At 58.5% G+C, this 23,699-nt stretch carries 23 protein-coding genes; 16 read left to right on the top strand and 7 right to left on the bottom strand.

Features of this window, described 5'->3' with window-relative positions:
* Positions 1-290 precede the first annotated feature (290 nt).
* Entirely contained in the window at positions 291-2,465 is a 2,175-nt protein-coding gene (locus IE091_RS16390; RefSeq protein WP_189464137.1) for a TonB-dependent receptor, read from the bottom strand.
* 203 nt (positions 2,466-2,668) lie between these two features.
* Here IE091_RS16390 and IE091_RS16385 point away from each other — a divergent pair, with 203 nt between their 5' ends.
* A complete protein-coding gene (locus tag IE091_RS16385) occupies positions 2,669-3,523 on the top strand; it encodes an iron-siderophore ABC transporter substrate-binding protein (protein WP_189464136.1) in 855 nt (284 codons plus the stop codon).
* A 78-nt stretch (positions 3,524-3,601) separates the two neighbouring features.
* Here IE091_RS16385 and IE091_RS16380 read toward each other — a convergent pair whose 3' ends face one another.
* Positions 3,602-4,486 (bottom strand): LysR substrate-binding domain-containing protein, encoded by an 885-nt coding sequence (locus tag IE091_RS16380; protein WP_189464135.1) that lies wholly within the window; start codon positions 4,484-4,486, stop codon positions 3,602-3,604.
* Positions 4,487-4,770: 284 nt separating this feature from the next.
* Between IE091_RS16380 and hglS the strand changes: the two genes are divergently transcribed.
* Positions 4,771-6,132: a 2-oxoadipate dioxygenase/decarboxylase HglS gene (hglS, locus tag IE091_RS16375; RefSeq protein WP_096921922.1), complete on the top strand. Its 1,362-nt coding sequence runs from the start codon at positions 4,771-4,773 to the stop codon at positions 6,130-6,132.
* A gap of 206 nt (positions 6,133-6,338) precedes the next feature.
* Here hglS and IE091_RS18705 read toward each other — a convergent pair whose 3' ends face one another.
* The 3 genes from IE091_RS18705 to IE091_RS18470 all read right to left on the bottom strand — a co-directional run bounded on the left by IE091_RS18705 (position 6,339) and on the right by IE091_RS18470 (position 7,677).
* Positions 6,339-6,425, bottom strand: coding sequence for a small membrane protein YohP (locus IE091_RS18705; RefSeq protein WP_443089279.1), 87 nt, complete (start codon positions 6,423-6,425; stop codon positions 6,339-6,341).
* Positions 6,426-6,657: 232 nt separating this feature from the next.
* On the bottom strand, positions 6,658-7,452 hold the full coding sequence (locus IE091_RS16370; RefSeq protein ID WP_096921923.1) for an IclR family transcriptional regulator domain-containing protein: 795 nt from the start codon (positions 7,450-7,452) through the stop codon (positions 6,658-6,660).
* Positions 7,453-7,518: 66 nt separating this feature from the next.
* Positions 7,519-7,677, bottom strand: coding sequence for an HAD family hydrolase (locus IE091_RS18470; RefSeq protein WP_229800872.1), 159 nt, complete (start codon positions 7,675-7,677; stop codon positions 7,519-7,521).
* An 18-nt stretch (positions 7,678-7,695) separates the two neighbouring features.
* Here IE091_RS18470 and IE091_RS16360 point away from each other — a divergent pair, with 18 nt between their 5' ends.
* Both IE091_RS16360 and aroQ read left to right on the top strand, forming a co-directional pair.
* Positions 7,696-8,034, top strand: a complete 339-nt coding sequence (locus IE091_RS16360; protein WP_229800871.1) for a hypothetical protein — start codon at positions 7,696-7,698, stop codon at positions 8,032-8,034.
* Positions 8,031-8,477, top strand: coding sequence for a type II 3-dehydroquinate dehydratase (aroQ, locus tag IE091_RS16355; protein WP_016915326.1), 447 nt, complete (start codon positions 8,031-8,033; stop codon positions 8,475-8,477). Before IE091_RS16360 ends, aroQ begins: the two co-directional genes overlap by 4 nt.
* An 88-nt stretch (positions 8,478-8,565) precedes the next feature.
* Here aroQ and IE091_RS16350 read toward each other — a convergent pair whose 3' ends face one another.
* Positions 8,566-9,516: an AEC family transporter gene (locus IE091_RS16350; protein WP_096921924.1), complete on the bottom strand. Its 951-nt coding sequence runs from the start codon at positions 9,514-9,516 to the stop codon at positions 8,566-8,568.
* A gap of 167 nt (positions 9,517-9,683) precedes the next feature.
* Here IE091_RS16350 and IE091_RS16345 point away from each other — a divergent pair, with 167 nt between their 5' ends.
* The 11 genes from IE091_RS16345 (at position 9,684) to IE091_RS16295 (ending at position 21,265) form a co-directional block, all read left to right on the top strand.
* Positions 9,684-10,982: a class-II fumarase/aspartase family protein gene (locus IE091_RS16345; RefSeq protein WP_229800870.1), complete on the top strand. Its 1,299-nt coding sequence runs from the start codon at positions 9,684-9,686 to the stop codon at positions 10,980-10,982.
* Positions 10,983-11,187: 205 nt separating this feature from the next.
* A complete protein-coding gene (locus IE091_RS16340) occupies positions 11,188-12,021 on the top strand; it encodes a CoA transferase subunit A (protein WP_096921926.1) in 834 nt (277 codons plus the stop codon).
* Entirely contained in the window at positions 12,021-12,794 is a 774-nt protein-coding gene (locus tag IE091_RS16335; RefSeq protein WP_189464133.1) for a CoA-transferase subunit beta, read from the top strand. The genes IE091_RS16340 and IE091_RS16335 overlap by 1 nt, the downstream gene beginning before the upstream one ends.
* A gap of 10 nt (positions 12,795-12,804) precedes the next feature.
* Positions 12,805-14,007 carry a 3-oxoadipyl-CoA thiolase gene (gene pcaF / locus IE091_RS16330; RefSeq protein WP_081194442.1) on the top strand — a complete coding sequence of 401 codons (1,203 nt, stop codon included), beginning with the start codon at positions 12,805-12,807 and terminating at the stop codon, positions 14,005-14,007.
* Positions 14,008-14,018: 11 nt separating this feature from the next.
* A complete protein-coding gene (locus IE091_RS16325) occupies positions 14,019-15,188 on the top strand; it encodes an alpha/beta fold hydrolase (RefSeq protein WP_189464132.1) in 1,170 nt (389 codons plus the stop codon).
* A gap of 45 nt (positions 15,189-15,233) precedes the next feature.
* On the top strand, positions 15,234-15,956 hold the full coding sequence (gene pcaH, locus IE091_RS16320; protein ID WP_039174913.1) for a protocatechuate 3,4-dioxygenase subunit beta: 723 nt from the start codon (positions 15,234-15,236) through the stop codon (positions 15,954-15,956).
* A gap of 16 nt (positions 15,957-15,972) precedes the next feature.
* A complete protein-coding gene (gene pcaG, locus IE091_RS16315; RefSeq protein WP_229800869.1) occupies positions 15,973-16,617 on the top strand; it encodes a protocatechuate 3,4-dioxygenase subunit alpha in 645 nt (214 codons plus the stop codon).
* 310 nt (positions 16,618-16,927) lie between these two features.
* Entirely contained in the window at positions 16,928-17,956 is a 1,029-nt protein-coding gene (locus tag IE091_RS16310; protein WP_039174915.1) for a TRAP transporter substrate-binding protein, read from the top strand.
* Between the two features lie 6 nt (positions 17,957-17,962).
* The gene (locus IE091_RS16305; RefSeq protein WP_227407223.1) at positions 17,963-18,508 is read left to right on the top strand and encodes a TRAP transporter small permease; all 546 of its coding nucleotides are present in this window, start codon (positions 17,963-17,965) and stop codon (positions 18,506-18,508) included.
* Positions 18,498-19,787: a TRAP transporter large permease gene (locus IE091_RS16300; protein WP_189464131.1), complete on the top strand. Its 1,290-nt coding sequence runs from the start codon at positions 18,498-18,500 to the stop codon at positions 19,785-19,787. Before IE091_RS16305 ends, IE091_RS16300 begins: the two co-directional genes overlap by 11 nt.
* A 26-nt stretch (positions 19,788-19,813) precedes the next feature.
* Positions 19,814-21,265 carry an aldehyde dehydrogenase gene (locus tag IE091_RS16295; protein WP_189464130.1) on the top strand — a complete coding sequence of 484 codons (1,452 nt, stop codon included), beginning with the start codon at positions 19,814-19,816 and terminating at the stop codon, positions 21,263-21,265.
* Here the strand turns inward: IE091_RS16295 and IE091_RS16290 are convergent.
* Entirely contained in the window at positions 21,258-22,169 is a 912-nt protein-coding gene (locus IE091_RS16290) for a helix-turn-helix domain-containing protein (RefSeq protein ID WP_189464129.1), read from the bottom strand. The two genes, IE091_RS16295 and IE091_RS16290, sit on opposite strands and share 8 nt — an antisense overlap.
* Before the next feature lie 165 nt (positions 22,170-22,334).
* On the opposite strand from IE091_RS16290, the gene pobA reads away from it, so the two are divergent.
* Positions 22,335-23,519, top strand: a complete 1,185-nt coding sequence (gene pobA, locus IE091_RS16285; protein ID WP_189464128.1) for a 4-hydroxybenzoate 3-monooxygenase — start codon at positions 22,335-22,337, stop codon at positions 23,517-23,519.
* Positions 23,520-23,699 lie beyond the last annotated feature (180 nt).

Here is a 23,699-nt window from a genome sequence, read left to right as displayed (position 1 = left end):
GCCCAGCCGTTATCAGAGACTTCATAACGTTCGACCATGACGGTTCTCCTATGCAGCTATCGCATAGGCAAATTTAGCAGATATGACTTTTCGTACAAAACCTAGTGCTGGCGACACGATGCTAGGGGCGAGTTGACGGGGCCAGTGCGCCTTGAGTCTGCCCTGCCAGCCGGATAATTCAGCTGGCAGGGGAAACCAGTGGTCGAACGGGGCAGAAAATGACCGCTGCTTCGTTGATTTGACCGCACTGAGTGCATCAGCTGCTCAGCGACGAATTGTTCAGCTGTTCCTTAAAACTCGACCGTCGCCGACAGCTTGAAGGTGCGCGGTTCGCCTTGGACCAGGTAGTTCGCAAAGGAGGTCGAGGCGCCGGACCAGTAGTTTTCGTCGGTCACGTTGTCGATGCCCGCGCGCCATACCCAGTCAGCGCCACCCAGCGGGGTGGTGTAGCGCAGGCCGAGATCGAGGCGTGTCCAGGAGTCCAGCTGCAGGTCGTTGGCGACATCGGCGTACTGGGAGCCCGTGTGCAGGACGCGACCCGTGGCCGTGAGGCGTTCGATGAAGGGCGTGTCCCATTCGCCACCGAATACAAATCGGTACTCAGGCACGCCCGTGGCGTCGTTTCCTTCGTTGCCATCCTGGGTTTTGGTGAGTTTGGCGTCTATCCAGGTCGCGCTGCTGAACAGGCGTACTCCGGGGGTCGGCTCGCCGTAAAGGCTTAGTTCCAGGCCGCGATTGCGCTGCTCGTTATCCAGGTTGCCGACGCCATCGACGACTGCAGCCGAGGGCAACTCGATCTGGAACAGGCTGATGCCTCCACCCAGGTTGCCGTAGTCGAACTTGGCGCCCACTTCGTGCTGCTCGGCGCGGGCAATGCCCAGGTGCTGGCCAAAGTTCATCGCAGTGGTATCGGTGACCGTGCCGCCATCCTGCAAGGCTTCGACGTAGTTGGCGTAGAGCGAGACATTCTCCGTGGTCTTGAACACCGCGCCCACGGCGGGAGTGACCCGACGGTCGGCATAGCGGTTGCTGCTATCGGCATTGGGGCGCTCGTCGATGTCGAGTTCCTGATAGCGTGCGCCCAGTGTCAGCAGCAGCCGGTCATCGATGAAGCCCAGCGTATCGCTCAGCGTGACCCCTTGGGAGCGGGTGCGCGTCACGCTCCCCCCCACGAACGGCGTGCCTTCCGGGCGGGATAAATCGACCGGGTTATAGATGTTGGTGGTGCCTGCCGCGAGGAAGCTCCAGTCGGTGTCGAACTTGCGATAGGCGCTGGAGTAGCCAACGGTGATGTCGTGGCTGACCGGGCCGGTCAGCACGTAGCCACGGAACCCTGCCTGGCTGGCGATGTTGTCGATGTGGTTGCTGGTTTCGAAGTCGTTGACGCTGGCGTTGCCCGCGTCATCGGTCAGGCGCGGAGTGGCCGACACGATGCCTTCGAGCGTGCGATTACCGCCTAGGGCCGCGAACGCGGTCCAGGAGTCGGTGAGGTCATATTCGCCCCGGACCATGCCGAAATTGGTTTCCAGTGCGGTTCCACCGAACGAGGGGGTGTAGTTCAAGGAGGCGTCCGGCGCAGCGGGCACCTGGGTGGCCACGCCGGTGTTGACGCTTGAACGGCCATTATCCAGGGTGAGCTTTTGATGGCCGACATCGAGCAGTATCCGGCCCTGTTCGCCACGGTAGTCGAGCCCCACGACGGCGGAGGTATCGCGCTGGTTTTCGTCATCGATGGCGGTATCACCCCGGCCGCGCGTGGCGCTTACCCGCGCGCCCCATTGCTGTTGTTCACCATAACGCTGGCTGGCATCGACGCCCACTTCGCCGTAGCCATCGGAGCGATAGCCACTGGAGAGGTTGAGCATCGGGTCATTTCCTGCACGCTTGGGCTCGATGTTGACGGTGCCGCCAATGCCGCCGTTCCCGCCGATGGGAATGCCCGAGGTAAAGGCACTGGCGCCTTTGAAGACTTCGACGCGCTCGGCCAGGTCGCTGTTGATAATCTGCCGTGGCAGGACACCGTAGAGGCCGCCATAGGCCACGTCGTCACCGGTCAGGTTGAAGCCGCGCACCTTGTACGCTTCGCCGTAGATGCCAAAGCCCAGCCCTACCGATACCGAGGCATCGTTTTGCAGCGTATCGCCCAGCGTCTGGGATTGCTGGTTCTCCATCAGCTCACTTGTATAGCTGATGACGTTGAAAGGCACGTCCATCGCGTCCCTTTCACCGATCAGGCCCACGCGGCCCCCTGCCGCGATTTGGCCACCGGCGAAGGCTGGCGGCGGCGTATCGCCGTAGGTGGGGATGGTGCCCGTGACGGTGACGGTATCCAGGGATTGGGTGTCGGCACTCGTTTGTGCCCAGGTGGCCACGGGCGTCATGCCCATTGCGAGCAGTGTCATCGCGCGCAACAGCCGTGCTTTGCGGCGCTGGGCCGCTGTGTTGGAGGTGTTCCCGAGAGGCATGGTATCGATCCAGTTTTGTGTACGGCAGCGCCTGGCGTTGGCGCCACGGCCACCTGCCCGATGTGGATCTATATGATAAACAAAATGAGAGGCATTAGCATATGCGGGTGTGATTTTTTCGTGATGCCTTGCAAAAAGTGCCTATTGACGTCTAAATGTGGTCTCTCTTTTCTGATGCTCTCGCTGCCATGTGCCACCGGTCGATGCTTTCTTTCCTGGCTCGCTGCTGTTTGATGGCCGCTTGCTGGCTGCCCTTGTCGAGTGCCCACGCGCAGTGGGCCACCCTCAACTGGACCATTGCCGAAACGCTGCTGGCCATCGACGCGCCGCTGAGCGGTACCGCTCAACACAAGGGCTACCATGAGTGGGTAGGGGAGCCAGGAATTCCCGATGGCGTTGCAGACCTGGGCCTGCGGTCGCAGCCCAACCTCGAACTCATGGCCCAGTCGCCCCCGGCGCATACGTTCATTTCACCGATGTTCGCCGGTTTGACGGAGCGGCTGGAACGAGTGGCCCCGGTCACGTCGTTTTACCCCTATTCCCCCGGCACCCATACCTGGCAAGAGATACACACACTCACCCGCCAGCTGGGGGAGTTGACCGACCGCCGAGAGCAGGCCGCGCAGCTCATCAACGAAACGCAGGCGCTGCTGGCAACACTTCGCCAACAGCGCCCCGATACGCCGCCGCTACTGATAGTGCAATTCATGGATGCCCGTCATGTCAGGGTGTTTGGCGACAACAGCCTCTATCACGCCGTGCTGGAGCAGATCGACTTGGCCAATGCCTGGGATCGGCCCACTAACGCCTGGGGATTTTCACTGGTGGGGATCGAAGCGCTCTACGACTACCCCGAGGCCACGCTGGTCGTGGTCGAGCCGCTGCCCGCCGGGGTCGAAGCATCACTGGCAAAAAGTGGTTTATGGCAGCACTTACCCAGCGTTAAAAACGCCACGCTATTGCGTTTACCGCCGGTATGGAGTTTTGGCGCGCTGCCTGCTGCGCAACGCTTCGCGCGGGAGCTGGTGGCTGCCCTGATGTTACGCAGTTCCTTGTAGTAAGGGGTTGTGCTGTTAAGGCTATTTTGGGGCGGGCTGGAGGCTGTTCTCCATACATCTGCCCAGCCTCATCAAAGCCTATCCCTCCCCAAACGGCACCACATGCTCAACAAAGCGGCGCACCTTGGCGAGTTCTCCTAGGTGTTCGGGGTAGACGAGGTAGTAGGCGTTGCGGCTGAGCAGTTGGTATGGCCATGCCAGGGCGAGCCGTTGGCTCTCCAGCTCTTCATCCACGGTGAAGTGGGGCACCAGTGCCACGCCGCCGCCTGCCATGGCGGTCCTGACCAGCATGGGGAAGGTTTCGAAACGGGTGCCGTGGTAGCTGCGCTCGGTCATGACGTGCTGGCTGGCAAACCAGTGGTGCCAGGCATCCGGGCGGGTCGAAAGGTGTAGCAGTGGGCGCTGGGTCAAATCGTCGAGTGAATGAATCGGGTGCTGGGCCAGCCAGGCTGGGGAGGCGACGGCGACCATGAGGTCGTCGGCCAGCTTGTGGCAGGCCAGGTTGGGCCAGCTGCCGTGCCCATACAAGAGGGCAATGTCGATGTTCTCCTGCTCCAGGTCGAAATCCTCGACGCGGTCATGAAACGCCAGGCTGATACCAGGATGCGCCGCCATGAATGAGGGCAGCTTGTTGGCCAGCCAGCGACTGCCGAAGCTGGGCAGGGTGGCGATGTTGAGCACTTCGCTGTGGCCGCTGTACGTCATGATGGCCTGGGTGGACATCTCGATCTGGGTCAGCACCTTGCGCACATCGCTCAGAAAAATCGCCCCTTCGGGGGTCAGCAGCAGGCTGCGGCGTACCCGGCGAAACAGCTTGTGCTCCAGGGTAGTTTCCAGCTGTGCCACTTGTTTACTGACCGCGCTCTGGGTCAGGTTCAGCTCGTCGGCGGCCCGGGTGAAGCTCATGTGACGGGCGGCCGCCTCGAAGCACTGCATGGCGGTGATGGAAGGAAGATTGCGCATGGTGAACGCGGGCGCTCCTGGGCAAGCGTCACTCAACGGAATGACGGTAAGGAATCCCACCCTACCAAAGGGCACTCCTGGGCGCCATGCTGTTGCGTACCCAGTGCTAGCCGCTCTTTATAAAAGCCTTCAAGCATTCCTTTTTGGCATGCATTGAGTGCTTTTTTTCGTTTGTGGTTCGCTCCCCGAGTCGGTTTGATAGAACGCAACGCAAGCACGTGTCATAAAGAGGCCATGAGGCTGGCGACGCTTGCCGTTCTTTATCGACCCCAGAGAGCCACAACATGTCCTTTATCACTACTGATGCAATACGCGACCGTTTCTCCAAAGCGATGTCGGCCATGTATCAAGCGGAAGTGCCGCAGTACGGTGCGCTGCTGGAACTGGTCGAGCGCGTGAACCAGGAAACCCTTCAACAGCAGCCCGCGCTGCGCCACCGGCTGGAGGCGCAGGGCGAGCTGGCTCGGCTGAGCGTTGAGCGCCACGGGGCGATCCGGGTGGGCACCGAGGCCGAGCTTGCCATGTTGCGCCGGTTGTTTGCGGTCATGGGCATGTACCCGGTGGGGTATTACGACCTCTCGGAAGCGGGCGTGCCGGTGCACTCTACGGCGTTTCGGCCCATCGAAGACGAAGCCCTGGCGCTGAACCCTTTCCGGGTCTTTACCTCTTTATTGCGCCTGGAGCTGATCGAGAGCGAGGCGCTGCGCCGTCGCGCCGAGGAGATTCTGGCCCAGCGGGATATCTTTACCCCAACGGTGCGGGCGCTCATTCAGCGCCACGAAACCCAGGGCGGGTTGAACAGTGAAGAGGCCGACCAGTTCGTCAGCGAGGCGCTGGAAACCTTCCGCTGGCATCAGGAAGCGACCGTCGATCTGGAAACCTACCAGGCGCTGCACGACGAGCATCGCCTGATTGCCGATGTGGTGTGTTTCAAGGGGCCGCACATCAACCACCTGACGCCCAGAACCCTGGATATCGACGAAGCACAGCGTCGCATGCCGAGCATGGGCATGAACCCCAAGGCGGTGATCGAAGGGCCGCCCCGCCGTGAGTGCCCCATGTTGCTGCGCCAAACCAGTTTTAAGGCGCTAGAAGAGTCGATTCGCTTTGCCGGAGACGATCAAGGCACCCATACCGCCCGCTTTGGCGAAATCGAGCAGCGCGGCATGGCGCTGACCCCTAAAGGGCGGGCGCTTTATGATGAGCTGCTGAACCAGGGGCGTGCCCAGACCGCTGGCCTGGATAATGACGCCCATCAGGCCATCATGGAGCGCGTGTTCGCCGCGTTTCCGGACCACCACGAGGCGATTCGCACCGAGCAGCTGGCCTACTTCCACTATCACCTGACCGACGCCGGGCGGGCAGCCAAGGGCCGCGCCGAGCACGCCGACCTGGAATCGCTGCTGGCCCAGGGGTGGGTCGAGGCCCAGCCGATCACCTATGAAGATTTTCTGCCCGTCAGTGCCGCCGGTATTTTCCAATCCAACCTGGGCGGCAGTGAAAACGGCGCTTACGCCGGTAACGCAAACCGCGACGCCTTCGAAGCCGCCCTGGGCGCCCCGGTGCAGGATGAGCTGGGGCTGTATGCCGAACGCGAACAGCGCTCGAAAGAGGCCGTGCTGGCGTGGTTGGGTGGAGCAGGTTAGGCGGGGAGAGAACTTATAGAAGAGTCTTGGATGAGCATATTGCGGCACGATGGTTTTAATCAGGCCACAAAAACTCAAGTGTGCCAAGAGGTCTGCAGAATACCTACTCCTCTTGGCAACCCTTTGCTTTACAGTATGGTTTGAAATATCAGTGCTTTGTTTAGGAGGGCATCAATTCATTAAAAATGAGCAATATGGCACTCAGCCTAGAAAATCAGCATCAATAGGCCTATGACGACCAGTAGGCCAATCATGAAAATGATGCCGACGGTGCTTGCCAGAAATTTCAACATGTTATCTCTCCTTGATTGTGAAGATTAGCTCCTCATGAGCTAACGAGATAGGTGTATCCTTAGTTCATATACTGTGCTCAATGTAGAAGCTAGCCGATGTTTGTGCAAAAGTTGAGCACAAGCAGTTATATGCTTTGCTCAGCTATCTTCATGAAAATGAATGAAATATTTTAAAGATAGCTGGCGGTGCGCGCATTTTTCTCGACTGCTTCACGAAGCTTGAAGCTCAATGCTAGGCACTGATCGTCGAGCGGATCAAACGCCCTTTTTCCTGCAGGAGCGGCAGGTGGTGTTTAAGCAGCGTCTCCATATCGACCCTGGCCGCATTGGTACTGATATTGATGGCGCCCAGCAGCTTTCCATTCATATCAAATGCAGGGACAGCCAACGACCTCAAGCCTGGGTCCAGCTCCTGGTCAGAGATGGCATAGCCTTGCTGACGAACCTTGTTGATGCATTTTTTAAGGTACTCTTTATCGGTAATCGTTTTCTCAGTATGGCGCTCGAGTACAATTCTCGATAAGTAGGCATCCAGTGCCGATTCAGAGAGCTGAGCAAGCAGCACACGGCCCATGGATGTGTGGGCCGCAGGCAGGCGTGTGCCCACAGAGAGCGAAATAGACATCAACCGATGGGGGGCGGCGGAGCGTGCGACATAAATCACCTCATCGCCATCCAGAATGCCTAGTGATGACGATTCCCCGCACTGCGCAGTAATATCCTCCAGATACTGCTGGATCACACTGCGATAATTGTTGGCAGAGAGAAAAGAGTAACCGAGCTGTAATACTTTGGGAGACAGCTCAAAGTAACGCTGCTGTTTTCTAACGTATCCCAGCGCATGTAGCGTCAGCAAAAATCGACGTGCTTTTGCGCGGTTCATGCCGGTACGCGCAGCCACTTCGCTGAGGGTCATTCTGGGGTGTGAATCGTCAAACGCCATGATGACTTCCAGGCCGCTGGCCAAGGCGGTAACAAAGTCTCTGTCATCAGGCTGCAGGGCATCTGCCTGTAGAATATCTGCCATGTTGCATTCTCATTGGTGGATGCTTGGTCAGGCAACAATGTAGCATATTGTTCGAATGCCGAACAATTATTCCAGGCTCAGCAGCGCCTCTTCCAGTTGACGCAGGTCATTGATGACCACGGTATCGGCAGGGAAAGGGGATGGGTGGGGCTCTGCAGCGACGCCAATGAATCGCGTGCCGTTGGAGCGAGCCGCGCGGTAGTCATTGTAAGAGTCGCCAATCATGACCGTGCGCTTTGCCGCATGGCCTTGTCTGACCAGCAGCTGCCCCAAACCAGTGGCTTTATCAGGGGGTGCCCCCACCGTCTCAATAAAGAATTGCGCAAGCTGCCCGCCGAGTTGGTAGAGGCACGCCATTGGATCTTTGACGCGGTGTACGTGCCCGCCGTCACCGAGTTTGTTGCGGCGGCGAAGCAGGTCGGTGCTGCGGTGGTGAGCGGTGTTAGCCTGTTCGTCTTTCAAGGCGTCGACGCCTTCAAGTTTTTTTGTGAAGATGACGCTAAACGCGAGGCAGCAGCACAGCAATCGGCCACGCTATTTGCCCACTATCGCCGCCAACTGCTGAAGGAGAATGATGCATGAGCCAGGCTAAAGTGCTTGTCCTGCATGGGCCCAACCTGAATTTGCTGGGCACCCGGCAGCCGGAAATCTACGGCTACGAGACGCTGGAAGACGTCAATAACGCGCTGCGTGAAAAAGCGGTCATGGCGGGATGGACGCTGAACTGCCTGCAGAGCAACCACGAGGGCGCCCTGATCGATGCCATCCACGCTGCACGGCTCGATGGCACCCAGGCGATCATTATCAATCCTGCCGCTTACACCCATACCTCTGTGGCTATCCTGGATGCTCTGAATGCCTTCGAGGGCACGGTGATTGAAGTGCACATTTCCAATGTGCACAAGCGTGAGCGCTTTCGCCACCACTCCTATGTCTCACTGCGGGCCGATGGTGTGATCGCCGGGCTGGGCACTCAAGGCTACCAGGCGGCCCTGGACGCGGTGATGAAAGCTGCCGATCAGTAACACTCGCGGGAGCCATATCGCGCCTGATGACGAGCCGCTTCCTATAAGGGCGGCTCTAACCGTCACGAAGCGCACATCATTGGCGCTATCAAAAAGCCAGCCATTGGGTAAGGCTGACCAGCCAGAGAATGAGGCTAAGGGTAAAAAAGGAGGCCACCGTGGCTACCAGCATGGCCGCCGCGCTGACACCCCCCAGGCCATAGCGTTGCCCTAGCAGTGGGTAGATACTGATCATCGGGGCCGCCGAGAACAGCAGTGCCCCTACGAGATAGATAGGCTCGATGCCGGGTACCAGCAAAAAGACGATAAGGATGGCCAAGGGGTGCAGGATGAGTTTGCCCATCACGATCTGGCTCACATCGCGCGCCATGCCTTTGATCTGCAGGCCAAAAAGAGTGCCGCCGATGACAAACAGGGCGGCCGGGCCAGCTGCATTGGCCAGCATGTCAATGGCTTTCCTCAGGGGCAAGGGGATGGTGACACCGGTCGCCGCCAGCAAAATACCCACACACAAGCCGACGAGTACGGGATTTTTAGCGAGGCTCGATACGGTCTTCGTGACGGTTTTCCATGCACTGCTCCCTTGTTGTGTCGTCATCTCTGCGAGAATGATCGCCATGGGGATGATCAGCAGTGTCTCGATGATCATGTTCAGCGCCAGCAGCACCGCCGCGGGTGACCCGATGACCATCGCCGCCACGGGGTAGCCAACAAAGCCGCTATTGGCCGCGGCCATGCCGAGTGCTTGTATCGAGCTGACATGAGGTGGTTGGTGCTGATACCGCCAGGTGAGCAGTAGCGCACCGCCAAAGATCAGCAAAGAGCCTATTCCGTAAGCGATCAGATAATTGAGCTGAAAAATCTCTTCCAGCGGGTGCTGGGTCAACGCTCTGATGATCAGGGCAGGTAGGGCACAGTAGAGCACGAAAATGGCGACCCCCTGCATCTGCTCGCGCTCAATCACCCCGCTCCAGCGGGCGATATAACCAGCACTGATGAGTAAAAATATGGGCGTGGTAATCGCAAGAATGGCGAGCATAAGATCTCGGATTGGCGGTCAGTGAAAGAATGAGCATTGCCCTACTTATCAGACCAATTTAGCATGGCGTTCGAATTGCGAACAATTGTACGTTTGTTTATTGCGCGCTACCTACCGTTTCAAACAGCGAGGTTGATATGCCTTCCGCATTTCTAAAGCATCCGTTTATGAGCCAGCACGGCCTCTGTGCCTGCGATGACTCGGCCATGTTACAGGCCATGTTGGCCTTTGAGCTTACGTTAGCCAGGGTGCAAGAGGAGAGCGGCGCCATTCCGCCCGGGGTGAGCCAGAAAATGCGCGAGGCGTTAGCAAACGCGACGTTTGATATGGATGAGCTGGCTGCAGGTATCGCGAGCGGCGGCAATGCGGCGATACCTTTCGTCAAGCAGGGGCGAAAGCGTTTATCCGATGACCTGAAGCGTTACTGGCATGTCGGCGCCACGAGTCAGGATGTGGTCGATTCAGCCATCATGCTCCTGCTGAAGCCTCGGCTAGCGGCCATGGATACGCTACTGCTGCGGTGCCGTGCAGCGGCGCTGGCGCTGATGGAGGCCCATGCAAAAACGCCAATGGTCGGTCGAACGTTAATGCAGCAGGCACTGCCCATGACCTTTGGGGTAAAAGTCGCGCATTGGGCCGTCGGCCTGGAGCGGTCCCGGCGTCGTTTGGGTGCCATCGAGCTTCCTGTGCAGTTTGGGGGTGCCGTGGGAGTGCACTCCGGCTGGGATGCTCAGGGCCTTGGGTGGATGGATGCGTTGGCAACGCATCTCGGTTTGGCAGCTCCAACGCTGTCTTGGCATACCGATCGTTACCCTGTTCACGCGCTTGGTACGGCCCTGGATGCCGTGGTCGGCGCTGCAGAAAAGGTAGCGCTGGACGTCTCCCTGCTGACCCAGACAGAAGTGGGCGAAGTCGCTGAGCCCTCTGCCCCCGGCATGGGGGAGTCCTCTTCCATGCCCCATAAACGCAACCCCGTACGCAGTGCCTTGATCCGCGGGGCTGCACGCCAGGTACATGGTCACGCCTCGGTGCTGTTGAATGCTGCCGCCCATCCTTTGGAGAGGGGGCTGGGGGAGTGGCATGCCGAATGGGCGCCGCTCATCGAAAGCGCGCTGCTCACGGAAGGTGCGCTGGAGCAGCTGGTGGTGTTGCTCGAAGGGCTGGAAGTGTATCCAGAGCGCATGCAGCGCAACTTGCGGGCGACGGGCGGCGGCATCATGGCAGAGCCCGTGGCGAAGTTACTGACGGCCTGCCTCGGGCCTGAGCGCGCGAAGGCCTTGAGTGCTGAAGCGGCAGAAACCTCCCGTCTTCAGGCGCGACCCTACGCGGAAGTCCTGCTCGAATATCCTGACGTTAACCGTCAACTAACGCCTGAAGAGCTGAGCCGGGTGTGTGACCCCGCTTTATACCTTGGTAGCAGCGAGGAGCAGGTGATACGCGCAAAAAATTGGCTTTTAAAACTGTAAGTTGTTGTTATTTAATATTTTTGTTGGGTTTTCGAGAATGCCTTTCATCATGCCCGCGAGGCATTCAGTGAAGAAGCCATTTGACCCCATTATCGTTCGACAGTAACTTGTTCGTATAGAGAATCTATGTTCGTTTAACGAACATAACGAGTTAGTACGCCAATACGAATAAGTACGCCAACGTCCAGTGAAGAGGCAACCAACAATGGCCGAGTTTCTCAGCTTGCATGACGCGGTAGCGCGCTACGTCCAGGACGGCGCTACCGTGGCCATGGAAGGGTTTACCCATTTGATTCCTTTTGCGGCAGGTCACGAAGTGATCCGCCAGAAAAAGCGCGACCTGACGCTGATTCGGATGACCCCAGATATCATCTACGACCAGCTGATCGGGGCGGGTTGCGCCAGGAAAGTGATCTTTTCCTGGGGCGGTAATCCGGGCGTGGGTTCCTTGCATCGCCTGCGCGATGCCGTTGAGAAAGGCTGGCCGCATAAGGTCGAGATTCTGGAGCATAGCCACGCCGCCATGGCCTGTGCCTTCGAAGCAGGGGCCGCTGGCCTGCCGCTGGCCGTGCTGCGTGGCTACGTGGGGAGCGAGCTACCCAGCGTCAATGAGCAGATCAAGTTCATCGAATGCCCCTTTACCGGCGAGCGCTTGGCCGCCGTGCCCTCCGTGCGCCCCGATGTTTCCATCATCCACGCGCAGCGGGCCGACCGGCAGGGGAATGTACTGGTGGAAGGAATCGTCGGCGTGCAGAAAGAAGCCGTGTTGGCGGCCAGGCAGAGCATCGTCACGGTGGAAGAGATCGTTGATGACCTGAACGCCCACCCGAATGCCTGTGTGATCCCCAGTTGGGCGATCAGCGCGATTGCCGTCGCCGAAAAAGGGGCGTTGCCCTCTTATACTCACGGCTACTACGGGCGCAGTAACCGTTTCTATAAAGAGTGGGATGCCATTGCCCGTGACCGGGATACCTTCACCCAGTGGCTCGACGACAACGTGTACCGCACTGCCAGCAATCCCGTAGGAGGCCAAGCCTGATGAGTCTGGAATATACCTCTTCTGAAATGATGTCGGTGACCGCCGCGCGGGCGCTGGAAAATGGCATGACCTGTTTTGTGGGCATTGGGCTCCCCTCGGAAGCGGCCAATCTGGCGCGCCTGACCCATGCCCCGGAAGTGGTCCTGATCTACGAATCCGGCACCCTGCAAACCAAACCCGATGTGCTGCCTCTCTCCATTGGGGATGGTGAGCTGGCCGAGACGGCGCTGACCACCGTGGCCGTGCCTGAGATGTTTCGCTACTGGCTGCAGGGCGGCAAGATCGACGTGGGCTTTCTGGGCACCGCGCAAATCGACCGCTACTGCAACCTGAACACCACCTTGATTGGTGATTATCGTGAGCCCAAAGTGCGCCTGCCGGGCGGCGGTGGTGCCCCGGAAATTGCCACCAACGCGGGCGAGGTGTTCATCACTCTCAAGCACTCTCGGCGTGCCTTCGTAGAGCGCGTGGATTTTGTAACGACGCTCGGGTTTGGCCGTGATGGCAAGGGGCGCGATAACGTGCCCAATATCGGCAAGGGCCCCACCCGTGTGATCACCGACCTGTGCGTGATGAAGCCCGACCCGGACACCAAAGAGTTGGTGGTAGTATCGCTGCATCCGGGCGTGAGCCGTGACGATGTGATTGAGGCCACCGGCTGGGAGATTCGCTTTGCCGAACAGCTCGAGAGCACACCGGAGCCCAGCGAACACGAATTAACCATCTTGCGTGAGCTGAAAGCGCGCACCGAGCGGGCCCACGCGGGCGCATGAGGAGTTTGCCATGAGTGACGTTTATCTTTGTCATCCCCGTCGCACCGCCATTGGTCGCTTTGGCGGCACCCTGGCCAGCGTGCGTCCCGACGACTTTGCCGCCGCGATTTTCAAGGCAGTACTGGCTGACGCGCCGAACCTGGACCCGGCGGCCATCGAAGAAGTCTTTATGGGCTGCGCCAACCAGGCGGGAGAAGACAACCGCAACGTGGCGCGCATGGCGTCGCTGCTGGCGGGCATGCCCACCTCGGTTCCCGGCACGACCATGAACCGCCTGTGTGGTTCGGGGATGGATGCCGTGGGCACCGCTTTCCGTGCCATCAAGGCGGGCGAAATGGAGCTGGCGTTGGCGGGCGGTGTGGAGTCCATGTCTCGGGCGCCCTACGTCATGGGCAAGGCCGACAGTGCCTTTGCCCGCAGCCAGACCATCGAAGACACCACCATCGGCTGGCGCTTTATCAATCCTGCGATGAAGAAGGCCTATGGGGTGGACTCCATGCCGGAAACCGCCGAAAACGTCGCGGAGCAGTTCAACATCTCCCGGGAAGACCAGGACGCCTTTGCGCTGCGCTCCCAGCAAAAAGCCGCCGCGGCCCAAAAGGCCGGTCGCTTTGCCCAGGAGATCACTGCCATCGAGATTCCGCGTCGCAAGCAGGCAGCGCTGCTTTTCGACCAGGACGAACACCTGCGGGAAACCACGCTGGAGAAGCTTGCGGGCCTGCCGACGCCTTTCCGTGATGGGGGCAGCGTCACGGCGGGCAACGCCTCGGGCGTCAACGACGGAGCGGCGGCCATGCTGGTGGCCAGCGAAGCCGCGGTCAAACGCCATGGCCTGACCCCGATGGCCAAAATCATCGGCATGGCCACCGCCGGTGTCGAACCGCGCATCATGGGTTACGGTCCGGTGCCCGCCGTGCAGAAGTTGCTCGAGCGCACGGGGATCGCCATGGACGATATCGATGTGTTCGAATTCAACGAGGCCTTTGCTGCCCAGGCCTTGGCCTGTATGCGCGACCTGGGGCTGGCCGACGATGACCCACGCGTCAACCCGAACGGCGGTGCCATCGCTTTGGGGCACCCGCTGGGGATGTCGGGCGCGCGGCTGCTGCTGACGGCGGCCCACGAACTGCAAAACAGTGGCAAGCGTTATGCGCTGTGCACCATGTGTGTCGGCGTGGGGCAGGGCATTGCGACGCTGATCGAACGCGTTTAACGGAGGCAAGCATGGCTTTTCATACCCTCAATGGCCGCAGCGTCGCCTATCGCCTGATGGGGTCAGAAGTGAACCCGCTGATCGTGCTGGCGCACCCGCTGGGCATGAGCCAGGCCGTATGGGATGACGTAATCCCCGCGCTGCTGCCCCGCTACCGCGTACTGACCTGGGATCTGCCTGGCCACGGTGCCAGCCAGGCAGTGAGCGGCCGCCAGGTGACACCGGCAGCGCTGGCCGACGAGGTGCTGGCCTTGGCTGCGCTGGCGGGTGCTCAGCGTTTTCACTTCGTGGGTACCTCGATTGGGGGTGTGGTGGGCCAGCAGTTGATCGCCGCGCATGCCGAGCGATTATTGACGGCCACCCTGACCAATACTGGCGCAGTGATTGGTCATCCTGATTTATGGAATACGCGGGCCGAGCGCGTTCGTCAGGAAGGCCTGGCGGCGATGTCTCAAGAGATCGTGCCGCGCTGGTTCGCCCCGGCAGCGTTCGAGGCAAGCCCCGCACTTAAAGCAGGCTGGTGTACCGAGATGGGGCGTGGCGACGACGAGTCCTATGCCCAGCTTTGCGAGATGCTGGGGCGTGATACCTTCACCGGCAAGCTCTCGGGGCAAAAGGTCAAGGTACAGCTATTGGGCGGCAGTGAAGACATGGCCACCCCGCCTGCGACACTAAAAGCGCTGGCCACGGAGCTCGATGGTGCGCCTTTGGAGATTCTGGACGGCGTTGGCCACGTGCCCTCGGTAGAGGCCCCAGTGCTGTTCGCGCAAAAGCTTCTTGCTCTGCTGGCTACGGACCTGGGCGATGTGGCGAACCAGGGCGTGGCATACGCCACGGGGCTGGAAACCCGCAAACAGGTATTGGGAGAAGAGCATGTAGCGCGCTCTACCGCCAACGCCAATAGCCTCGATACGCCTTTCCAGCAAATGATTACCCGCTTTGCCTGGGGAGAGCTGTGGAGCAACGATGACTTGACCCGCCGCGAGCGCAGCATGATTACCACCGGCATTCTCGCTGCCCTCGGCCGTGAAGAGCTGTCGCTGCACTTGAAGACTGCCAAACGCATTGGGCTGACAGAAGCCGAGCTGCGCCAGGTGTTGATGCACGTGGCGATTTACGGTGGCGTGCCGGCAGCCAATCACGCTTTTGCCCTCGCTAAAGAGCTGGGCTGGGGCGAGTAGCCTAGTGACGATGAGAAACATCGATACAAACAAGAGGTAAAGGCGATGACCCACGACAATAAACGCTTTGTGGCCCGCGACCGCAGCTGGCATCCACCCGCTTACGCGCCGGGTTACAAGACTTCCGTTGCCCGCTCCCCCCAGCAAGCGCTGGTGAGCATGCAGCAGCCTACCGTCTCCGAGCTGACCGGCCCCGATTTTAGCCACTTGCGCATGGGTCCCCACGATAACGACCTGCTGATGAACTTTAGCCACGGTCAAGGGCTGCCCCAGGGCGAACGGATCATGATGTTTGGTCGCGTCGTCGATCAGTTTGGCAAGCCCGTGCCCCACACGTTGGTCGAAATGTGGCAGGCCAATGCCGGTGGTCGTTATCGCCATAAAAACGATAAGTATCTGGCACCGCTGGATCCTCATTTTGGAGGGGTAGGGCGCTGCTTGACCGATGAACAGGGTATTTATCGGTTCCGCACCATCAAACCCGGCCCCTACCCTTGGCCGAATGATATGAATAGCTGGCGGCCTGCGCATATCCATGTGTCGGTCACGGGGCCTGCGATCTCCACCCGGTTGATTACCCAGATGTACTTTGAGGGTGACCCACTGATTCCGCTGTGTCCCATCGTCCACACATTGAAAGATCCTGACGCCGTGGAAACCATGATTGGGCGGCTCGACATGGCCCACAGCAAACCCATGGACTGTCTCGCCTACCGCTTTGATATTGTGGTACGCGGCGAGCTGCAAACCTTCTTTGAAAATCAATAAGGTCAGGGGACGAAGGATGAAGCAACCTGTGATTCAACCCAATAGTCAGCCGACCAGTGCACTCATGCTGCGCGAAACCGCCTCGCAAACCGCTGGCCCTTACGTACATATCGGCCTTGCCCTCGCGGCTGCCGGTAACCCGACGCGGGACGAAGAGATCTGGAACGAGATGGCCAGGTCTGACGCCCAGGGTGAACATATCGAGGTGATGGGCACCGTCATTGACGGCAACGGCGATCTGGTACGCGATGCGTTTTTAGAAGCGTGGCAGGCCGATGCGAACGGCGATTACCAGGCCGACTATGACCTGAGCAAGCCGTTCAACAGCTTTGGCCGCACGGCCACCACCTTTGATCGTGGCAGCGAGTGGTCGTTGACCACCATCAAACCCGGCGCGGTAAAGCACCCCAGCGGCCAGCGCATGGCGCCGCATATCAACCTGGCGATCTTTGCGCGGGGGGTGAATATCCACCTGCAGACCCGGCTCTATTTCGATGACGAAGGGGCCGCGAACGACCAGTGTCCGGTGCTATCGCGCATTGAATCACCGGCGCGCCGCCAAACGCTGATCGCCAAGCGCGAAGAGGTGGACGGCAAGGTGCGTTACCGGCTGGATATCCGCCTGCAGGGTGAGGGGGAGACAGTGTTTTTTGATTTTTAAATCACCTCGTTGACTGGTCTTTTAACGAAAAAGCGCTGCGGGTTGTTACGCAGCGCTTTTTTTGATGTTGATAACAACTCGGAAATATTTGAAAAGTCCAACTTTGTTTGCTCAAAGTGCTTTTTATATCCGTTTCTTTAAGGAGTATTCAGGGCACTGGTTTTGTTCATGAAATGGCACCGTTGTGCCGCATTTGACATAGACGAATGTCGATTGGCTTCACGTGGAATAGTGGACTAATGTGTGGGTTGTGGCGAACTTGAATTCGCTATGCGAACCACAAATAGTCCAAGAATAAGCCGGAGCCCCCATGAACAAACATTTTTCCAAATGCCTCCTTGTGGCTGCTATTACAGGCCTTGTTGCAAGCTCTGTTCAGGCCAGCACGTTACGTATGGCCCACTTCTGGCCCGGTGCTTCGGGAGTGAATGAAGATGTTCTGCAAGCATGGGCGGATACGATTGCCGAAGAGTCCAACGGCGAACTCACTATCCAGATGTTCCCATCTGGCACTTTGGCCAAACCCGATTCCATTTATGAGGCGGCGGCCAACGGTATCGCGGATATTGGGGCCACTGCCCAAGGGTACACCGCAGGCCGCTTTCCTCTTTCTCAAATTGTCGAGCTGCCAGGGATAGCCTCGACGGCTACTCAGGGGGCTTGCGTCTTGCAGACGCTTTACGATGATGGGCATCTGGATGCCGAGTATGAAGATACGCGTCCCCTCTTCATGTTTACCACCGGCCCAGGCGGTATCCACACCATTGACACCGACGTGCAGACGCCCGCTGACCTGCAAGGGCTGCGCATTCGGCGTCCCACCGCCGTGGCGGGAGAAATGCTCGAAAACATGGGAGCGAGCCCGGTGGGGATGCCTGCCCCAGATATTTATACTTCCATGCAGCGCGGGGTCATTGATGGCCTGAGCTTCCCTTGGGAAGGTCTAAAAGGATTCCGCGTGAATGAGCTGGTCAGTTATCACACCGAAGTACCGTTTTATACGCTGATTTTTGTCGCCACCATGAATCAGAGGACCTATGACAGTCTCTCTGCAGAGCAGCAAGCCGTCATCGACAACAACTCAGGCATGAAGTGGGCCGAAAAGGCCGGTGAAGTGTTTGATCGCCTTGACGTAGAAGGTAAGCAGGAAGCTGTCGACGCCGGACACACTATCCGTGAAATTGAGAATCCCCTTGAGCACCCGGATTGGCAAGCGCCGCTGCAAACGGGCATTGAAAGCTATTTGACTCAACTGGAAGAACGCGGTTTGAGCCAAGCCCGTGAGGTGTATGAAGCTGCCCTGGCGGCGAGCGAGTCTTGTGGTGCCCAACAGGGATAAGGTCTCATGACGTCTACTCTTCACTTGCAGCACGTTCTCGACAGGGCCAGCCATTGGCTGGCCCTTGTTTGCCGCCTGGTTGCCGGTATCGCGCTGATTGGTTTGCTGGCCGTCACGATTGCCGACGTCAGTACTCGCTATCTTGCTCGTGTGACCGAAGGCGCGATTTCGCTGCGGGTCTCCGGAAGCGTCGAGTTAGTCAGCTATTTAATGCTGTTTGCGCTATTAGCGGCGATGGCCGCCAATGTCGAGAAAAGCCAGGTAGTGGTAGAAGCTTTTTCACACCGCTTGCCTCAAACCATCAAGAACCGCCTGCAAGGCCTCTATTTTCTTGGTTTCATGGCGCTCGGGTTGATCCTGTTCGTAGGTCTGCTGGACTCGGCTTCGGCGGCGGCCCGTCATGGCACCACCACGCAAGACCTGCGACTGCCCATGGGCCCCATTTATCAAATGGCTGCTGCGCTAAGTCTGTTGTTAGGGGTGCGCAGCTTCCTTCATGCCCTGCTAGGCATCGTTTATGGCCGGGGTGAGGAGGCGACTCATGGGGAGTGAAGCGATCGGTGCGATTGGCCTTGGTTGTTTGCTGGTCCTGATGATCTTGCGCGTACCGGTCGCGTTGACCATGTTAGTGGTTGGCGTGGTCGGGTTTGCCAGCATCATTAGCTGGGATGCCGCGATTGCGCAGCTTAAAACGGTGCCGGTCGAAGTGCTCTCCAACTACAGTTTCAGCGCTGTACCGATGTTCATTCTGATGGGGGTTCTGGCTGCTCACTCCGGCATGGCCGGTAAGCTATTTGATTCGACGCGAACCATTTGCGGCGGTTGGAAGGGCGGATTGGCGATTTCGGCGATTGGTTCGTGCGGGATTTTTTCGGCGATTTCCGGGTCATCGCTGGCGACCGCCAGCACCATGACTCGGGTCGCGTTGCCAGAAATGGAGCGTTACGGCTATCACCGTGGTTTGGCGACAGGCGCGCTCGCTGCGGGCGGCACGCTGGGGATCATGATTCCGCCCAGTATTGCACTGCTGATCTACGCCATTCTGACCGAGCAGTCGGTGGGCGATATGTTTATGGCAGGCTTGATTCCGGGCTTGATGGGCCTGGTCATGTACGCGTTGACGGTCTCGGTCGTAATGCGCTTGCGTCCCTCTCTAGCGGTCGCCGGGGAGCCCACGCCCTGGAAAGAGAAGCTGGTGTCACTCACTGGTCTGGTTCCCTTTTTTGGCGTTTTCCTGGTCATGATTCTAGGCATCTATTTTGGTGCCTTTACGCCCACCGAAGGGGCCAGCGTGGGGGCATTCGCGACCTTGATCTATGCGCTCGTAAAAGGCATGCGCAGTGCTCAGCTGTGGCGCAGCGTGCAGGAGACGCTGGCGCTATCTGCTGTCGTGTTCTTCATGCTGGTAGGGGCTGAAACGCTGGGTTACTTCATTTCGGTGTCGCGTATTTCATTTTCCATTACGGACATGCTTTACGGGCTGGATCTTTCCCCGCTCGTGGTAGTGCTCATCATTCTGGCGCTCTACTTCGTGTTGGGCATGTTTATGGATTCTATCGCCATGCTGGTGATCACGGTTCCGGTGGTGTACCCGATCATTCAGGCCATGGGCATCGACCCGGTTTGGTTCGGTATTCTGACCGTACTGACCGTGGAGCTGGGGCTTATGACCCCGCCCGTGGGAATGAACGTCTTTGTGATCAAAGCCATGGCTCCGCATGTGCGCTTAGGAGAAATCTTCAAAGGCGTCGCGCCGTTTGTGGTCTCAGACTTGATACGTCTGGCGCTGTTAATCGCTTTCCCCATCTTGAGCACGGTATTTCTGCTGTAGGACTTTGCTGACAAGGAGCCAATACCATGATGACCATCCAGCTACTGCTCGCAGGCGAAGCAACGGCCGCAGAGCACGAAGCCACGTTTACCCGAACGAACCCTTTGAGTGGTGAGGTTGTCACCACGGCGGCGGCAGCAAGTGCAGGTGATGCGCAGAGGGCTGCTGACGTGGCGAGCCAGGCGTTTGATGCATGGTCGCAAACAGGCCCTGGCGAGCGTCGTGCCAAACTGCTGAAAGCAGCCGAGCTCATGGAGGCCCGTCAGGGTGACTTCATCGATCGCATGGTAGAAGAGACCGGTGCTACCGTGGGTTGGGCTGGGTTCAACGTCAAAGTGGCCGCCGATGTATTGCGCGAAGCGGCAGCGCTAACGACCCAGATTCAGGGCGATATCATCCCCTCTAACGTGCCGGACAGCATGGCCATGGGCGTGCGCACGCCCTGTGGTGTGGTGGTGGGCATCGCGCCCTGGAATGCGCCGATCATCCTGGGCACACGCGCCCTCGCCACCCCCTTGGCCTGCGGCAATAGCGTGATCTTGAAAGCCTCGGAGCAGTGCCCCGCGACCCATCATCTTATCGGCGAAGTGCTTCAAGAAGCGGGGTTTGGCGACGGTATCGTCAATGTGATTACCAACGCGCCGGATAACGCGGCGGAGGTCGTGAGTGCGCTGATTGCCCACCCCGCCGTGCGGCGGATCAATTTCACTGGTTCGACCAGTGTGGGCAAAATCATCGCCGAGCAAGCGTCCAGATACTTGAAGCCAGTACTGCTGGAATTGGGCGGAAAGGCTCCGTTGCTGGTACTGGAGGATGCGGATATCGAGGCTGCCGTGGATGCCGCGATCTTTGGTGCGTTCTTCAATCAAGGCCAGATTTGCATGTCCACCGAGCGTGTGGTGGTCGATCACCGCATCGCGGATGCGTTTGTGGACAAGTTTGCCGCTCGTGCGCAGGCCTTGAAAGCAGGCAATCCGCGTGATGAAGGCAATGCTCTGGGCACATTGATCAACGCGCAGTCCGGTGAGAAATTGAATAGCCTGCTGGATGATGCCGTGTCAAAAGGTGCTCGTGTCGCGGCAGGTGGTAAGGCCGAGGGCGTCGTGATGCAGGCTACCGTGGTCGATGGTGTGACCCGCGACATGCGGTTGTATCGCGAAGAATCGTTTGGCCCTGTCGTGGCGGTGATGCGTGTCAGCGGCGACGAAGAGGCCATTCGCATCGCCAATGACAGTGAGTACGGCCTTTCATCGGCGGTATTCAGCCGAGACAGTGCCCGTGCCATGAAAGTGGCCAGCCGCTTGCAAACGGGTATCTGCCATATCAATGCCTCCACGGTACACGATGAGCCGCAGATGCCGTTTGGTGGCACGAAGTCCAGTGGTTACGGCCGTTTTGGCGGCAAGGCGGGTATCGAAGAGTTCACCGAGCTGCGCTGGATGACGATGCAGCTGGGGCCGCGTCACTACCCTATTTAGGCGTCTCGTCACTCGCTGTTTGGCGCAGCCGAAACTCGCGCGGTGACAGTGCCGTATTTCGCTTAAAAAAGCGCGTGAAGTAAGCCGGTTCAGAGAAGCCCAGGCTGTCAGACACTTGGCCAATCGTCATGTTGGTATAGGTGAGCTGGCGCTTGGCTTCTAACAGTATGCGTTCGTGAAGCAGCTGCAGCGCGCTGCGGCCAGCGATCTGTCGGCACAACATGTTCAGGTGCGCATTACTCACCCCGATCTGCTCTGCCAAATGCTCGATATTGGGTTGGCTGCGGTAGTGCGACTCGATCAGTGCCTGATAACGCTCCAGATGCTGCTGCCCTTTATCGCTTTGCCGAAGAGCGGGGCGCTTCGTCGTATTGGCAGGGGGGCATAGGCGTGAAAGCTCGACCGTCAACGCTTGAATGAGGGCTTCTAGCAGCCTGTGGCGGGAGGGTGCGGGGTGCTGGTACTCCTCGTCGATCTGATTGACCAGCGTGGTAATGCGTTGCGCCTGGTGTGAGGACGACAAAGGGTAGAAATCTGCTTTTCTGAGCGCGCTATGCTCACCCATGAGTGCGTGTAAATGGTCTGCCAAGGGTTTGGCCAGCGTGATGATGTGCCCCTGAACAGTGGGCGAAAAGTGAAAGCCGTGGATGGACATGGCGGGCACGATAATCACCGTGCCGCTTTGTAATGAGTGACTCGTGCCTTCCAGTTCCAGCGTAACGGACCCCTCGCGCACCCATAGAATATGAACAAGATCCACGTGTCGGTGAGGGCGTATGTGCCAGTCATGTAGCTGGCTACGCTCCGCGATGGACTCGCAGTGCAGCAGGTCCGGCGTGGGCCAGTGCTGTGTCTCACCATAAAGCTTGAAGACTGGTACCGGTGGAGTAGAAGAGGCCGTCATCCTGAATCCCTTGCTCGTTTCGTAAAGCGATATTTACTACTAAGGTTGGGTAATAATATTGTAAAAGTCCAATAATTGATATTTAAGATGCCTTATATTCGCTTTTGTTTCATTGAAAAATACAAGTCATAGGTATCAGGATAACGATAACGAAGAGGCATCCCCATGAAGACGCAAGTGGCCATCATTGGCGCAGGACCTTCTGGCTTACTGCTTGGGCAGCTATTACACCGTCAAGGCATTGACAACGTCATTGTGGAGCGCCGTAGCGGTGAGTACGTGCTGAGCCGTATCCGCGCCGGCGTGCTGGAACAAGGCATGGTAGACCTGTTGGAGGAAGCCGGGGTAGACCAGCGAATGAAGGCAGAGGGATACCCACACGACGGCTTCGAGCTGGCTTTCGATGGCCGACGTGTACGCATTGCGCTTGATGAATTGACAGGTGGCAAGAAGGTCATGGTTTACGGCCAGACGGAAGTGACCCGTGATCTGATGGAAGCCCGGGAAAAAGCTGGCGCAAGAACCATCTACGAAGCGGAAAACGTCCAACCCCATGACCTGGAAAGCGACCAGCCGTACATCACCTTTGAGAAAAATGGGGAAACGGTCCGGCTCGATTGTGACTACATTGCAGGTTGTGACGGTTACCATGGCGTCTCGCGGCAGTCGATACCTCAGGACCGCCTCAAAACGTTTGAAAAGGTATACCCATTTGGCTGGTTGGGTGTGTTGTCTGATACCCCCCCGGTATCTGAAGAGCTGATCTACGCTCGGCACCCGCGCGGCTTCAGCCTGTGCAGCATGCGCTCCGCCACTCGCAGCCGCTACTACCTGCAGGTCCCCTCGGACGAAAAAGTGGAAAACTGGTCTGACGAGCGATTCTGGGAAGAGCTAAAACGTCGCTTACCCCAAGAGGTCGCTGACCAACTGGTAACGGGGCCATCCATCGAAAAGAGCATTGCGCCACTGCGCAGCTTCGTTGTCGAGCCCATGCAGTATGGGCGGCTCTTCCTCGTTGGTGATGCGGCGCATATTGTGCCCCCCACCGGGGCGAAAGGTCTCAATCTGGCCGCCAGCGATGTCCATACACTTTATCGGTTAATGATGAAGGTGTATCAGGAAGGCAGAACGGACTTGCTCGAACGTTATTCGCAGACGTGTTTGAAGCGTATCTGGAAAGCAGAACGCTTTTCGTGGTGGATGACTTCGATGCTGCACAATTTTTCGGATGAAGAAGACTTCAACAGCCGCATGCAGCTCGCTGAGTTGGAGTACGTGACAAGCTCTGACGCGGGCCTTGTTACCATTGCGGAAAATTACGTTGGACTACCCTATGAGTCGTTAGAGTAACGCAACGCCGTATATCCTCCTTGCCCAGGCGCTTGCCTGGGCTTTTTTAAGAGCAGCCACCATCACTGAAGTCTCTTGCCACTCCACATCCCGGTGAACTGCCCACGGCTTACCTGGGCTGCAAGACCGATCATGGTGGCGAGATTATTACGGCCTCTGCTCAGGCAAAGGTAGAGCCTT

Source organism: Vreelandella hamiltonii (assembly GCF_014651775.1).
GTDB lineage: Bacteria > Pseudomonadota > Gammaproteobacteria > Pseudomonadales > Halomonadaceae > Vreelandella > Vreelandella hamiltonii.
This window is presented reverse-complemented; position numbering and strand designations above follow the sequence as displayed.

Bases quoted from the DNA above. Each gene is read 5' to 3' on its own strand.
- IE091_RS16350 (WP_096921924.1), bottom strand. From the start codon at position 9,516: ATGCTCGCCATTCTTGCGATTACCACGCCCATATTTTTACTCATCAGT.
- IE091_RS16305 (WP_227407223.1), top strand. From the start codon at position 17,963: ATGACGTCTACTCTTCACTTGCAGCACGTTCTCGACAGGGCCAGCCAT.
- IE091_RS16310 (WP_039174915.1), top strand. From the start codon at position 16,928: ATGAACAAACATTTTTCCAAATGCCTCCTTGTGGCTGCTATTACAGGC.
- aroQ (WP_016915326.1), top strand. From the start codon at position 8,031: ATGAGCCAGGCTAAAGTGCTTGTCCTGCATGGGCCCAACCTGAATTTG.
- IE091_RS16290 (WP_189464129.1), bottom strand. From the start codon at position 22,169: ATGACGGCCTCTTCTACTCCACCGGTACCAGTCTTCAAGCTTTATGGT.
- IE091_RS16295 (WP_189464130.1), top strand. From the start codon at position 19,814: ATGATGACCATCCAGCTACTGCTCGCAGGCGAAGCAACGGCCGCAGAG.
- IE091_RS16390 (WP_189464137.1), bottom strand. From the start codon at position 2,465: ATGCCTCTCGGGAACACCTCCAACACAGCGGCCCAGCGCCGCAAAGCA.
- IE091_RS16380 (WP_189464135.1), bottom strand. From the start codon at position 4,486: ATGCGCAATCTTCCTTCCATCACCGCCATGCAGTGCTTCGAGGCGGCC.
- pcaG (WP_229800869.1), top strand. From the start codon at position 15,973: ATGAAGCAACCTGTGATTCAACCCAATAGTCAGCCGACCAGTGCACTC.
- IE091_RS18470 (WP_229800872.1), bottom strand. From the start codon at position 7,677: ATGATTGGCGACTCTTACAATGACTACCGCGCGGCTCGCTCCAACGGC.
- IE091_RS16325 (WP_189464132.1), top strand. From the start codon at position 14,019: ATGGCTTTTCATACCCTCAATGGCCGCAGCGTCGCCTATCGCCTGATG.
- IE091_RS16385 (WP_189464136.1), top strand. From the start codon at position 2,669: ATGCTTTCTTTCCTGGCTCGCTGCTGTTTGATGGCCGCTTGCTGGCTG.
- IE091_RS16335 (WP_189464133.1), top strand. From the start codon at position 12,021: ATGAGTCTGGAATATACCTCTTCTGAAATGATGTCGGTGACCGCCGCG.
- pcaH (WP_039174913.1), top strand. From the start codon at position 15,234: ATGACCCACGACAATAAACGCTTTGTGGCCCGCGACCGCAGCTGGCAT.
- IE091_RS16360 (WP_229800871.1), top strand. From the start codon at position 7,696: ATGGCCTTGTCTGACCAGCAGCTGCCCCAAACCAGTGGCTTTATCAGG.
- IE091_RS16300 (WP_189464131.1), top strand. From the start codon at position 18,498: ATGGGGAGTGAAGCGATCGGTGCGATTGGCCTTGGTTGTTTGCTGGTC.
- pcaF (WP_081194442.1), top strand. From the start codon at position 12,805: ATGAGTGACGTTTATCTTTGTCATCCCCGTCGCACCGCCATTGGTCGC.
- IE091_RS16340 (WP_096921926.1), top strand. From the start codon at position 11,188: ATGGCCGAGTTTCTCAGCTTGCATGACGCGGTAGCGCGCTACGTCCAG.
- hglS (WP_096921922.1), top strand. From the start codon at position 4,771: ATGTCCTTTATCACTACTGATGCAATACGCGACCGTTTCTCCAAAGCG.
- IE091_RS16370 (WP_096921923.1), bottom strand. From the start codon at position 7,452: ATGGCAGATATTCTACAGGCAGATGCCCTGCAGCCTGATGACAGAGAC.
- pobA (WP_189464128.1), top strand. From the start codon at position 22,335: ATGAAGACGCAAGTGGCCATCATTGGCGCAGGACCTTCTGGCTTACTG.
- IE091_RS16345 (WP_229800870.1), top strand. From the start codon at position 9,684: ATGAGCCAGCACGGCCTCTGTGCCTGCGATGACTCGGCCATGTTACAG.
- IE091_RS18705 (WP_443089279.1), bottom strand. From the start codon at position 6,425: ATGTTGAAATTTCTGGCAAGCACCGTCGGCATCATTTTCATGATTGGC.